Source organism: Kitasatospora sp. NPDC058046 (genome assembly GCF_042885595.1).
In the GTDB taxonomy this organism is placed as follows: Bacteria; Actinomycetota; Actinomycetes; order Streptomycetales; family Streptomycetaceae; genus Kitasatospora.
The window spans coordinates 1-13,268 of the sequence record NZ_JBHVRS010000053.1 but is presented as its reverse complement, the minus strand read 5'-3'; the positions used below and the strand labels follow the sequence as shown (position 1 = coordinate 13,268).

Genomic DNA, 13,268 nt, shown 5'->3' with positions numbered 1-13,268 from the left:
CGTCGATGCAGACGACCGGCCCCGAACACGCCGCACCACTCGACACCGACACCGAGACCGCAACACACCGACACACAGGCAGACCTAACCCGCCCAGAGGGGCGGTGTGGGCCCCGCAACCGCCTGCCGCCGCAAAAGCAGGGCGGGGCACGGTGGGCAGGGCTGTGCCGGTGCGGCGCGGCCGCCGCGGGTGGCGGCCGCGCCTGGTGGGGTCGGTCTGGTGGGGTTCAGACAGTGGTGCGGTACTGCTCCAGCCACTGCGGGGCGGGCGTCCACGGGCCGGGCAGAGCGGCCAGAAGGGTCTGAAGGACTCCGAACGCGCGCGCTTCCTCGCTGCCGCGGGCGTAGACGCCGGTGAGGAGGCCGGCGGCGGGGTCCAGGCTGCGGGGGCGGACCCGCTCCTCCAGCAGGAGGTACTCCTCGGCTTCGGCGACGTACAGCGAGCCGTTGCGATGGCCGAGTATCAGGTGCGGGCAGACCTGGATCGCGTAGGCGGCGCAGGCCCGGTGGAGGGGAGGTTCGCTCACCAGGGCCGGCCCGTCGGTTCCGGACACTCCGGCGAGGAACACGGCCCGGACGCGGGGCTTGATGCGGCGCCCGCACAGCTGGCACCGGCGTTCGTCCATGCAGGCTCGCTGGCGCTGCGGGCACGGCCGCCCGAGCACGGGGCGGCCGCGCCCGGGACCACAGGTGCACGACCTGACACGGCCGGTGCCGGGGATGGTCCGGATGGCGGCCGCTTCGTCGCCGTCCTCCCACTGGGCGATCCACGGCACCGGGTATCCGCGGTGGTCCCGCGGCAACCCCGCCAACGCCTCCGGTACCGGGACGTTCCGCCAGCCTGCCTGTTTCGTCGTCACGCGTGTCATCCTCTCACCGTGCCCGGATCGATCCATGGGCTGCCCGGGGTCGTGGGGGCGGCGGTCGCGGTTGGTCCGGTACCGCCGTCGCAAGGAAGCCGGTGCCGCCCGATGGGCGCGGGACAGTGCCGTGCCTGCCGGGCTGCATTTCGGATGCCTCCCAGGATCAGGGGATTCGGGGCGCCCCGAAGGAGGGTGAGGTCGGGGACGGGGAGAGGTAGCAGTACAGGCCGCCGTGGACGTCCGGGCCCGCCCACTCCGTGGCCCGCGCATACCCGAGTCCGCGCACCACGGCTTCGGCGTCGGCGAGCGTGGCCGCCGGGTCCGTGTCGAGCGGATCGGAGATGCCGCAGGGACCGAAGCGCTTGCACTGCACGATCGTGACCTCGTGCAAGGCCGGGTTGAAGTAGGCGCTGTACTGGAGGCCCTCGTCATTGAAGAAGCGGGAGCTGTTCGGGATGTAGGCCGGTCGCCGGGAGTTGAAGGCGTCGGCGAGCGCGATCGCGAGCAGCACCGGGTCCAGGGACGCGCCTTCGCCGCAGCCGCTCTGCCCGCACGCGGGGTCGGCGCAGCGGTGGAACGCGACGTCCGGGACGATCCCGTCGGCGTCGTGCACCTCGCAGTGGATGGCCTTCAGCGGCTCGTCGGCGGCGGGCAGGGTCTTGGGGCAGCCGATGAGGGCGTACGTGCCGTACGGGCCCGGGGCGTGGATCTGGTGGCCGCCGCCGGCGGCCTGCTCCACGGTGGCCGTGAGTGCGGCGGCGTGCAGCGCGGCGAGGATGGTCGCCGCCTCGGGGTGCTGGTGGGGCATCGGGGTGTCCTTTCGCTGGCGCCGGACGCTCTTCCGGCGATGTCGGGCGGGCTGCGCCCCCCGGGGCCGGTATCGGCCCGGCCTCAGGGGGCGCAGCGGTGTCGGTGAGTGGTGGCGGGGAGTCGGGTGACGCTGAGCTGGGCGTGCGGCGCGTCGAGGGCGAGCAGCGCGCGGTCCGGGGGATGCGTCTGGGCCCGTACCGGGTTCGTCCGGGGCTTCTAGGAGATCTGTTCCACGTGATCGCGTACCTGGCGGCAGGCGTTCAGCTGGTGGACCGTCAGCGGGCCGAGACGTCCGACCAGCGCTTGCAGCGCGAGGCGGTCGAACCACCACATCACGTCGAGAACGGCCACCAGGAGCAGGCCGTCGTTGCGGTCAGGGCCTACGTCGGCTGCCCGGGCGCCCTCCCACGCGAGACGGACCTTCAGCAGCCGGGAGTCCGTCATCTCCGGCTCGGGCAGCTGCATCACGGGAAGGCCTTGGGCGAGTTCCACGAAGGCCTGCGGCAGGTGGAGCGCCACCGTGTCCTTGGCCTGCTCCGCCGTCTCGTTCAGTGCCCGCGAGCGGGCCTCCAGCGCCCGGGCGGTGCGCTGGGCCCTCGCGCGTTCGGTCTTCAGCCGCCGCAGCTCCCGCGTCAGCTGCGCGTGGGCGTCGGTCCGCACGGGGGTCTGGTCGGTCAGCACGGCGACGCCGTGGCCAAGGTCGGTCCACTGCGTCGTCATGCCCACGGGCAGCAGCGTGTCCAGGTCGACTCCCGCCAGGGTGCGTCCGTTGCCGGTGTCGTGCTTCAGGTGGCGCAGCACGCCGGTGAGGCCGGTGGCCTCGATGCGCACCCGCGTGCCGAACAGGCCTTCGGCGTTGTCGGCGGTGACGGGCTTCTCTCCGCGCAGGTCGTGTTCCGCTGCCAGGACGCGGTCGCGTTTCCAGGTACCGACCGGGCGGGCGGTGGTGCCGCGGTGGAGGATGTCACGGCGGTCGGGCTCGCCGAGACGCTTTGTGATGAGGTAGTCGTTCCAGCCCCGGGCGTGCAGGTCATCACGGTTCAAGTGCTCCAGGGTGGCAGGCAGCGCGGGGACACCGCCGGCGTGCCGGACCGTACGACGGGACGCAACCTCGGCGCCCGCGATGCTGCTGGCAACGGCAAGGGCAAGCGCCCGCGGGGTGGCAACGACGCCCACGGTGTCCGGGAGTAGGGTCCGCGGGGTGACACCGGCAGCAGCGGCGTCCGGGACGATCGCGTCACCCGTGATGTCGATGCCCAGATCGCCGAGCCACGGTCCCAGCTCGTTCACGACGTCCCCGCCGTCCCAGGAGCCGTCACGGTTCTCGATCTCGGTCTTGATGCGGTTGAACAGCCTGACGACCTGCGCTCCCAGCGCGCTCTGCGGGTCGAAGTTGAGTTGGTGCATGAGGACTTCCCTTTCGTCACAGGATGGGTGGTAGGGGCGGGACAACGGCCCGGGGCAACGGGACCGAGCGCCCTGGTTCGGGGCCGTCCCGCACCTGGGCCGGGGAGCGCGGGCTGCGGGACGGCAGCGGCACCTGCGTGTGCCCCGCCCAAGACGGCGAGGGGCGGGCACGGTGCCGGGGGGAAGCCCGTACGGCCGGAACAACACGACCACCGGGCGGGAACAGGACACACCATAGGACCGGCAGACAGCCGGTCAACCCCGGACACCGCTGACCTCGCACGGCAACCGTGCCCCACTCCCGGGAGGGAGTGGGGCATAGGCACTGGGTTCCGAGCGCGGCCAGGGCCCGCTGGCACCGTCGGGCGGCGGCGTCCCTCGGGTACCGAACGGCCGCGCGGCCAGGCCCCCGCCCGCCACGGGCGGTCCGGCGCCTGGAGCAGCGATCACAGGGCTCTGCGCCGCTCGAACCAACCCGCGGCGGGTCGGGCGGCTGCGCAACCGCCGGCAGCGCCCCGGGAGGTGCGATCCCGGGGCGCTGCTGGTGGTCGTGGACGGGCGGTGGCGGTCAGTCCACCATGCCGGTGAGCACGGGGTCGCCGTGTACGTCGTGCACCGAAGCGGGAGGTGTCAGGGGCTTGATCGCGTGCCTCCAGCCGCGACTGACGCAGTGCACGCGGCCGAGCGCGGGAACGTCCAGGGTCAGACGGGAGGCGCTGGCATATCCGAGTCCGGTGTAGAAGCGCGTCAGATCCCGTTCATGGCGCAACGACATGGCGCGGAAGCCTGCCTGCCGGTGGTCTTGCTCGGCGTGGGAGACCAGAGCGCGGGCGATCCCCCGGCCTCGGAGCTCGGGCAGGACCGCGAGTTCACCGATCGTGCCGATCCTCGTCATGAGACGGCCTGCCAGGAATGGGACGCGCTGGATCTCCGCGTGGTTGGCGATCCAGGGCGCAGGTCCGCAGCGGATCACTCCGGCGGGGTGTCCCTCGTGTTCGGCGATCAGGACATGGTTGTAGCCGTGGGAGAGGTTCCAGTGGGGATCAAGGTGCTCGATGGACAGCATGCTCGTGGCTTGCTGGGTCATCAGGTCGCGTAGCCAGGCGGTGACTTCGCGCAGTCCTTCGTCGTTCTGGTGCAGGTCGATCAGCAGGATCAGGCCGGTCACGGTGTCGACGTCGTTGGGGGTTGCGGTGCGTATCCTCACGCACCCGGGCCCGGTCTGGGGTCCGGAGTCGGTGGCGGTTCGGCTGTCACTGGAAGGGAAGGTGGTCACGGCGTCTCTTTCGAAGTACCGCCTGGCGGCGGATGAGGTGGAAGGGGTACCGCCCCGGCTGCCGGGCCACGACGGGACTCGGGACACGGCCGCGTTCGGGCGAGCAGCGCCACACGGGGCCCCGAAGCGTTGGAGGAGCACGGCCACGAAACCGGGACGCGGGGCCGGGGCGCACGGTGCGCGGGGGCCACGCGGGGTGTCGGTGACGCGGCCGGTGCGGAGCAGTCACAACGTAGGGATGTCCCCGGGCGGATCAACCCGCCCCCTCACCGCACCCGCCGGGCAGCCCCGGCCCGCCCGCCGGCCGGGCGCGCCACGGCAATCCTCCGTCCACCTGGAACCATCGAACGCGGGTGTGCCATGGTGGAGATCCACCTCTCCTGAACCGGAGTTGAGGACCCCGCCCCGGGGTGTGGTCACCGTCCGGCCAGATGAACAACCACACACCGGGGCCACGGGCCCCGGACAACGACCCCGCGTAGCCGTTCCCCGGGTCTCCTCCCTCACCGCTCCCGCACGAGCAGCGGGACGGCAACACAGCTGGGAGGGCAAAAGGAACACGCACCGGGCGAAGGACCACGCTGGGATCACTGCGGAACCTAGACACGACACCCAGCCGAACAACCCCGCAACCGCCCCGGGCCACAGCCAAGTTGTAGCAGCAGGGAGGCGGACGGGCAGCAACACAGCCACCACCCAAGACGCCCCACCCGGCCAGCCCCGATCGCCCGGCTACCGCCGGACGGCAGGCGCAGGAGGTATACGGGCGGGAAAGACGTGCAGGGCACGACCGACAAGCCACAGGGCTGACATCAGGTCGTGGCTAATGGTGGCGATGTGCTTGCTAGACCGGCGGGGGGTCGGCTCGCCGTGGGTCCGCACGATGCCGAAGGTGGTGCCGTCGGCCAGGACGGCGAACAGGACGCGTTGACGGAGCGGCCCGTCCAGACCGAGCGCCCGTCGCCCGACGGTGATAAGCACTCCCACGGTCGGCCCCTCGGGAACGCCGAGGATGTCCAGGCGAGGGGTCCGGGCGTCATCGACGAGGGACCAAGCATAGTCGATCATGTCGGTGGGGAACGTGGTGCTTCCGCTGGGAAGCCGCCCGGGCGGGACCAGTTCGACGAACGCCGTGGGCATTTCACCCGGCTCCACGCCCGGGAAGTAGCGGATCGCATTGTCCGGGCGGCAGATGGTCATCAGCTTGATCGGCGTCCGCTCCTCATCCTGCGCCCTCATCCCCTCCAACGGGGCGGTCTGCTGGATCCCTTCCTCGAATGCGATGAGGGCGCGGCCGATACTGGCAACGCCCTTCTTGGTGAGCAACGAACGGACGTGATCATCGAACACGGTCACGATCAGTGGCCTCCTTATCGCCAGGGGTACGTGCTGCGCCTCTGGCACAGGGCGCAGGGCACAGCGGAAGAACAAGACGAACCGTAGGAACGCCGAACGGCCGATCAAGGGACAGCTGGGCGGTGCCTCTACCTGAGGGACAGGACCAGCACCCCTGGCTCAACTAGCAAAGGGGGGCTGGGACAGGGCAAACAGCCGGCAGAGGTGGCCTGGCTTCGGGAGGTGACGGCGCTGACGGCAGGCGCCCGGAGGATGCCCTCACGGCCCCGACACAGCGCAGGGGCCACTCGCACGGCCGCCGGGCACGTCTGTGGTCACCGGTGCGTGGTAGCGGCTGACTCGGCCTGCGGTGACCTCGCGCACAACCTGCGGGAGACAGCCGGGTGGTCGACGACTCCCGGGTACTGCCACAGGTCCGTGGTGCCGGTGACGGACCCGCAGCCGGTACAGGCGGCGCTTGCGCGGTCGCCCTCGGGGTCGCAGCCGCGCCAGAGAACGGGACCCGAGTCAGCAACACTCGGGAGCGGACGGGAGCTGCGGCAGCCGATGGATGGGAAGGGGCTCATTGATGCCCGGCACCTCGGTAAGGCACCGGACGCGCCGCTGCGCCCCACGCTCAACCATGGAGTCGAGGCATGGGGCGCAGCAGGATGAACCGGAGGCCGGGGCGCGGCGCAGGGGTGGGAGTGGCGGAGCGAGTTCCTACGGGGCGGGTGGCGGGGTCCGCAGGGTCCCGTCGACAAGCTCCAGCTCGGTCAGGTGGCCGCCGGAAGCGAGAGCCCAGAAACGGCGCTTCCCAGCGGTGGGAGTGCGAGGGGTGAGGACGACGACATCGCCGACGGCCAGGCGACGCAACGGCAGCGGCCAGTAGCTGGCGTGCTTGTCGACGGTCAGCCGGCGGCCGATCGCGGCGGCCTTGACGGCAGCGACCCTCGGGTCGGGGGCCTCGACTACGAACGTCAGCGGCAGAGCGGGCAGGTCGGGGTCCATGACCTGGGCCAGGACGTGCCCGGGTTGGTAGCCGAAGTGGTGCTCGGGCCAGCCGTGGGGACCGGTGGTGACGTTCAGGTACGCAGTGGCGGTGAACAGCGCGGCGGCCGGGGCGGCGGCTGGCGGGCGGCGCAAAAGGGAACGGCGGTGTGCGGGCATAGCAGGGCCCTCCCAGGCGTCGGTGACGAACGAGGGGTGGGAGAAGCCCCGGCGCCGCAGACGCCGGTACGGCGACGCGGCGGTGATCGACGGCGGCCGGCGCCGACGGCGACAGGATGGCGGGCCGCGGCACGCCGACAGCCGTAGGACAGGCGGCTATTGGTGGCGGCCGCAATGGCAACGCGTGGACGGACCGCGTGACGCGGCCAGCCGGGCCGGGTGCTCTCCCCGGGAAGGAACGTAGCCACGAGACCGAGCCGGTCAAGCACACCAAGTGCTGGAACCGTCCAGGGCCGGAGTCCGAACACCCACCCGCCCGGGAACACCACACCACCGGGCTGGGGACACCGTCGTGCCCGTTCCCCCAGGTCGGGGTACCGGCACGACGGCAACGCAAAGCACCAAGGCCCTCAGATGGTCCGACCGTCGCAGTCCTGAGGCTCCTGGGCACCGGCGTGGGCGCCGACGCGGTCCGTCGTGACCGTCGCCCTCGACTGGTTCCGGAGGACAAGCACCGGCCGGGACCGGGGTACCACCACCCGCTGACAACACGACGGTCACGTCACCGTGGACGTCGGCTCAAAGGTCAGGTGGTGCAGAGGATTTCCTCCTCAGTTCGTAGGAACAGCGGGTAGCCGACCCGCCCGAACGCTGCCCTGCCGAGTCGTGGCCACCAGGCCAGCAGGTCCGGCGGCATGGCGACCGCCGGGTAATTCCACAGGCCCGGGCAACAGCCGCAGAAGCCGACTGCCCAGACCCGACGGTCAACCCCCGGCCGAAGTCAGCCGACAGGTAGGCACGGGTGTGCCGCCCGGCTCCCCATAGGGTGAGCCGGGCGGCACCGGTGATTTAACCGAGGCGCTCCTCTTCGGCCTTGAGTAGGACGTGAAGCGGCTTCAACCACTGTCCGTCGTTGTCGCAGGGAGTCTGTCCGTTGGCCATGGCCTGGATGCTGGGGACTTGTTCGGCGTAGACGCCCCCGGCGGCTTGGAGATCGGAGATGGCCCGGGTGACCGGTCCCTGGAGGCGGCTGTACCACGGCTTCTGGCTATCGCCGCTGCCGCGCCGACCGTAGGTGGGTGCCTCCTCTGCCATGTGGGCGAGGAAGATCACAGCGGGGTTGACTCCCACGAGGTCGGCGATCGCAGTGATCTTGTCGTAGTCGATCACACAGCTCACACCCTGGCCTCGACGCCACCCCACAGGGCGTGGGCTGTCGAGTACGTCCCAGTAGACCTTGGCCAGGGCAACGGTCTGGAGGATGCGGGCGACGCTCCTGGTCTCGGTTGCGTTCTGGACCTCTTTCATGCGCTGGTGGAGCAGTTCGGCGAGGCGGCGGCGCACCGGTGGCGCGTCGCGCAGTTGCCTCGCACGTGCGATTTCGTCGCGATTGGGTTTGGTGTGCTTGATGGGGGGCGTGTGGGTGGAGCGGGTGCTGCTGGGGGTGGCTTCATCCTGCCGGGTCCCGTCGGCGGTGGGCTGCCTCCCGACAGTCGCGCCGCCAGCCGAGGCGATGTAGGCCTCAAGGAAGGTGGCGGCTATCTCCGTGAGGGCCTGCGTGAATCCGGCTGCGCCTTCCGTGTGGTGTGTCTTCTGGAGGTAGGCCTTGCGGTGGCCTGCCATGCGGATGGCGGTGCTGATGGTTTCTTCTCGGCTCTTCAGTGTATCGAGGTGGAGGCCGATGGTGTCGGCCCTCTGGTCGTAGATGCCGAGACTGCCGTAGCCGACCAGGCTGCTTTCCGTGTAGGCCCGAGTCCTTCCGACGCTGTCTTCACCGAGGACCGAGCGGAGCAGCGTTGCGGTGCCGTCGAGGTTCTGGCGCTGTTCTTCGGTGAGATCCTTGTGGTTGATCCACGTGGTCGTGCGCTCTTGCCGGTTGACCTCCCTGTGCGCTGCGGTGTGCCTGCGCTCAACTCCGAGGAGCTGCATGAGATCCTGGTGCTGCAACCTGGGAAGGTCGGTCTCCACGAGGTGTACGCCGCTGTCCAGGAGCCAGGCGTCGGTTTCGAGGCCCTCAACGCCTTCGCCTTTGCCCTGGTAGTACACCCGTTTTCCGGCTGGGAGGAGCTGCCCGGCGATCCGCCGGAATGCGAGTCGGACGTCGTACTCGCGGACAGCGGAGAAGTACTGCTCTTGGGCGACGATGGACACCTTGGACAGGGCCCTGCTCACAAAGTGCTCGATGACGTCCGGTTCGGCGCACTTGGCGAGCGCTTCCCTGAGGTGCCGCTCCAGTGCCCGGCCGTCGATGAAGGTCCGGTCCCGGTTCTGGTCCCCTTTGGCGAGGGCCAGAGGGAGGTCGTAGCTGACGGAGAGCCGCGAGTCGTCGGTCACGAGGATCCCGCCGATGTAGATCCGTCCGGGGACCCCTCCGAGCAGGATGCGGGCCTTTCCCGCAGGTGGGGTGTAGCCGGGTTCCGTGAGATACAGGACGCGTGCGATGGCCTCGTCCGCCAGCTCCTTGGAGCACTGGATGGTGATCTTCGTCCCGACAGTCCGGTCGAGGGGGTAGAGCGTGTAGACCAGGGTTGCCGATGCCTTGCCGTCCCGGGTCGGGACGATGCCGTCCAGGAGGCTACGGTTTTCGATGGTCGGAGTGAAAGCGTAGCCGACGGTCTCGAACCAGATCTCGCCGATGTTCGGGTCGCGCGCCAGGACGAGTGCGGAGAGTTTCTTTCCTTCTCCGAACTGACCGATCTTGTCGGCGGTCTTCTTGGAGGCTCCGAGGAGAAATGCGTCCTGGGCGATTCCGGGGCCGCTGTCCTCGATGGTGAGGATCCCGTCGGCCCAGTGGACCGTCGCGTTGGGGTCCTCGTCGAGGGCGTTGGCGATCAGTTCAACGATCGCCCTCGGGGTGGTCCAGCCCTTCACGTACTCCGGCGAGATGGGAAACGGGACGACTCTTCCCTGCTGGAGGTCTCGATGGCTCTTCGGGGTGTCCATTTATTTCTCTCCCCATTTTTGGCGACCCTTTTTGGCCGCTTTCGATGGAGGTGAAGGTATGACCTCTGAACCGCCAGTCAAGCCAGGATTTGGCAAGGCTGAATTCCGTTCGGAGCCGCCTCTCATATAGAGGCGTATAAGCCCCGGCCTTCGTTGGGCCAGGCTGGCGAGACGCAGTCCATTGACCCTCCAGCCCGAGTGTGTGGACGCGCACCGCGTGGAATCGCCACTCGGAACGATCACGGGCGTCCTGGCGGACACTGCCGTCGGGTCGACATTCCGACGGCTGCGGGAGAGACGCCCAGGGCCGGCTCGCGTCCGGGCCACCTCGGCCTTGGCTCCGAGTTCGTCGCAGTTCTTGCGCGTACAGCCAGGGCGCTTCCTGGCGGCCATCGGATCGCTGAGGTCCGACGGGATCGTGCACCGCCGCCTCAACGCAAGGCCGAAGCGGCGAGAGTGTCTTCTGCTCCGGGATCCGATGCGCGAGGCCAACCGGTCTGGTGGGCGAGAGCTGCCTCTCGTGGCCGTCGCTCACCTCAGGGTGCGCGGCGATCAGCGGGCCGAGGCCTGCACGTCGCAGGCGATGCGAAGGTGGACGGCATCGCCGTCGGGAGACAGCGTGACCGCGGCCTCGACGCCGGACAGTTGGCAAGGCATTGCCGTGAGGGCCGGCGTCGTGCGGAAGGATCCGGACGGAGCCGTCCGACAGGTTCCCGCCGGCATGGCAGGCTGTGAAGCCTGCCATGCCGCAGTGGCCCGTATAGATCACGCCGTACTCGACCTCGAAGTGCTGGCCGACAGCGCAGGCCAGCCGCCGTTCCCGCGGCGGGGCGGTTCTCCGGTTCCTGCTGAGCCAGTCAGGTACGGGATGTCGCTGAACTGCCGGTCAGCGCAACGATGGAGTTCCTGAGCGGAGGATCGATGCGGGTGAAGCCGCTGCGCGCCACCGCTAGGTAGTAGCAGGAGCCAGACGGGCTAGAAATGCACATGACATCACCGGCGGACACGGAACGGAGGTCACAGGGCCACTCCACGCCCCTGTCGTCGGTGTCCTGGCGGTTACCGATGTTGAAGGCTCGTTCGGCAGCGAACATCAGGTCGTGAGCGGTGACCGTCAGGACCAGCAAGGGGCTTCCCTCGGCCGGACTGGCCACCGCCAGCTCATGGCCCTCCTGGAAGCCATCGAAGTTGACCATCCTTCCCTCCGGACTGAGGGCGACGTTCAGCAGGACCGCGACCCGGTATTCACCGGGAACCGGAAGGGCGGGGAGAGAACTTGACGTAGCGCTGAGGTGATCCGCCCCCGGCCGGCGGGGCTCCACCAGCCGCAGCGCCTCCAGTCGGCGCCGACTGGGGCGCTCCGGAAGACCAGCGAGCACAATGCGGGAGATTCTGTCGAGGAAGGAAGGCACGGTGAACTCCACTTCAGGGAGAGGGTGACAGCGGGTCGCGGGTGGTGCGTGACTGCCGGGATTCCGGGTTCGGGCTGGGCAGCACAGGTTCCGCTGGTGTCGGCACGTCGGAGTCCGCGGCAAGAGCACTGCTGGACGCCGCAGGACGGCGCTGACCTCCGGCCTTCGACGCTGAGACGGTGCGCAACATAGGGGCGGCTGCTGGCATGTCAAGGGCTGTCGGCGTCGGATCTGTCCCAACCAGGAGTCTGCCGCCGCCCGCTCCTCCGCGGTGCCTGCAGGAAGCAGACAGCGTGTCGCTCAGTCAGTCTCGGCCGTCGGGTGGAAGACCCCGGGGACCCGTGATGGCGAGTCCGAACGAACGCGCAGAGCACCCATGACTGGGCTGGGGTTGTGCAAGGTGGACTCGACAGCCACAGCGGGCACGATCCGTTCCCCAAATGAGCACTGGCGTGTTTCGTCCACAGACCCTGGGGTGGCCGGTATGGGCAGCGCCGACGGGGCCGCGAAGCCGCTGTAGGTGTACTGGGACTTGCTCCCTGCCGGTGCGGCAGTGTCCGGGATGAGCTCCGCCGTAACGGTGGGACGGTCCTGCAGGAACCACAGCCACGGCGACTCTCACCACCACTGGTGCCGGATCCGTGGCATCGGTGGTGCAGCTTCATAGGCGACAGCCAGAACCTCGTCCTCCCGGCCCAGATCAGGGTCTGGTAGCCGAAGAGGTGGGCATCGGATCCAGTACACACATCAATCGGAGCAGCAGACAGTGAAGTAGGTACCGCCCAGCGCTGGCACACCGAATCTGATCGTCAACTGCATTGTCCGCGGAGAGCTCGGCCTGGCCGATGAGGTCGGCCGCGCCGAGGCCGGCAAGCGGGCTTCTGCTTGGGGGGTGTTCTGCCAGCCCCTGAACCCTGGCCAGGCCCTTGACTCGAAGCGCTACGGCAGTCCACACGGTAGGGCTCGGGTCGACCATCAAGGGAGATGACCTCGGGGACAACCGGCTGTCGGCCTGGACGAGCCTGGAAGCTGGCTCCTGCTGCCACGGGCCATGGCGGCCAGAATCCGGTGGTGACCCTGCTCGCGGTTGTCAGGGTCGGCGAAGGAGAGCGGACTTCCTGACAGGTCTTGCATCTTTTGCCTGTTCTCTCGGACTGCGTCACATCGTCCGGTTTCGGGGGACGTACAAGCTGTTTCTTCGATCAGTCGGTTCTCCCTTGGAGCAGAGCGCCGGCTGCCGTGCAGACGCGGGCCTTGGCCCGCACTGCCTGGCCTTCTCGACTGTGACTCCGGGAACGGTGCGAGGCGCTGCCTGGCCGGCGGCGCCTCGTATCAGTGAGCCACCCGGGTCCTGACCATCGCCGTCGACATCCTCTTCGCCGCCCTCCCTGCCCTCACCACCCATGAGCGGATCGACACCGTCCTCGCCCTGTTCAGCACCTCGCGCATCACCGAACGCCCCTCCCCCGCCCCGGCCCACACCACCTGGGAGCGGAAAGCGATCACCGCGATGCGCGGATGAGCCGCACCGTGCGCTGCGGGTCAAGCCGTCCGTCGCCTGTACCGATCGTGCAGGCGACGGAGATCAGCAGCTGGGCCAGAGCGGGACCCCGGGGTGCCACAGGGGCCTGCTGCCAGGCCTCCCGAGCCGCGGCGGCGCCCTCCGCCCGATGGACGGCTTGGACCGACAACACCAGGGAGGTGACAGGGTCCGCCGTTCGGGCGAGTTGCCGCAGGCACTCGACGCCCTGGTGCTCCCCGAGCCCGTAGACCGGCCGGGTCGCCAGAAGCCCGAGGAGGAGCACGGCCGCCTCCCAGAGCGTGTGATCACCACGGTGCGTCAGCTCAGCGAGCAGGCCCCGCACGACGGCGGGGTCGCCGGTGAGCACGATGGTGTCGAGGGCGTTGTCGACGAGGTTCTCGACGGTGGGGTTGGGCGCGCTGCCCGGCTGGCCTGGGTGCGGGCTCGTCCGGACTGGGGTGGTCGCCAGGGTGCATCCGCCGACCGTACAGCGCCGTGGTCGTGGCGTGCGCCCCGGTGCTGTGTCACCG

The 13,268-nt window shown here is 69.6% G+C and carries 9 protein-coding genes; all 9 read right to left on the bottom strand.

Annotation, left to right across the window (positions count from 1 at the left end; all coding sequences use genetic code 11):
• Nucleotides 1-227: 227 nt before the first annotated feature.
• Nucleotides 228-626 carry a hypothetical protein gene (locus ACFVU7_RS44695; RefSeq protein WP_388052433.1) on the bottom strand — a complete coding sequence of 133 codons (399 nt, stop codon included), beginning with the start codon at nt 624-626 and terminating at the stop codon, nt 228-230.
• Nucleotides 627-1,026: 400 nt separating this feature from the next.
• A complete protein-coding gene (locus ACFVU7_RS44690; protein ID WP_388052431.1) occupies nt 1,027-1,671 on the bottom strand; it encodes a hypothetical protein in 645 nt (214 codons plus the stop codon).
• 218 nt (nt 1,672-1,889) lie between these two features.
• A complete protein-coding gene (locus tag ACFVU7_RS44685; protein WP_388052430.1) occupies nt 1,890-3,080 on the bottom strand; it encodes a hypothetical protein in 1,191 nt (396 codons plus the stop codon).
• 568 nt (nt 3,081-3,648) lie between these two features.
• Nucleotides 3,649-4,356, bottom strand: a complete 708-nt coding sequence (locus tag ACFVU7_RS44680; protein WP_388052429.1) for a GNAT family N-acetyltransferase — start codon at nt 4,354-4,356, stop codon at nt 3,649-3,651.
• A gap of 732 nt (nt 4,357-5,088) precedes the next feature.
• Nucleotides 5,089-5,712, bottom strand: coding sequence for a hypothetical protein (locus tag ACFVU7_RS44675; protein WP_388052428.1), 624 nt, complete (start codon nt 5,710-5,712; stop codon nt 5,089-5,091).
• Nucleotides 5,713-6,414: 702 nt separating this feature from the next.
• Nucleotides 6,415-6,861: a hypothetical protein gene (locus ACFVU7_RS44670; RefSeq protein WP_388052427.1), complete on the bottom strand. Its 447-nt coding sequence runs from the start codon at nt 6,859-6,861 to the stop codon at nt 6,415-6,417.
• Nucleotides 6,862-7,710: 849 nt separating this feature from the next.
• Nucleotides 7,711-9,804, bottom strand: a complete 2,094-nt coding sequence (locus ACFVU7_RS44665) for a hypothetical protein (RefSeq protein ID WP_388052425.1) — start codon at nt 9,802-9,804, stop codon at nt 7,711-7,713.
• 857 nt (nt 9,805-10,661) lie between these two features.
• Nucleotides 10,662-11,228: a hypothetical protein gene (locus ACFVU7_RS44660; protein WP_388052423.1), complete on the bottom strand. Its 567-nt coding sequence runs from the start codon at nt 11,226-11,228 to the stop codon at nt 10,662-10,664.
• A 1,490-nt stretch (nt 11,229-12,718) separates the two neighbouring features.
• A partial coding sequence (locus ACFVU7_RS44655; RefSeq protein WP_388052422.1) for a hypothetical protein occupies nt 12,719-13,268 on the bottom strand: 550 nt, incomplete at its 5' end.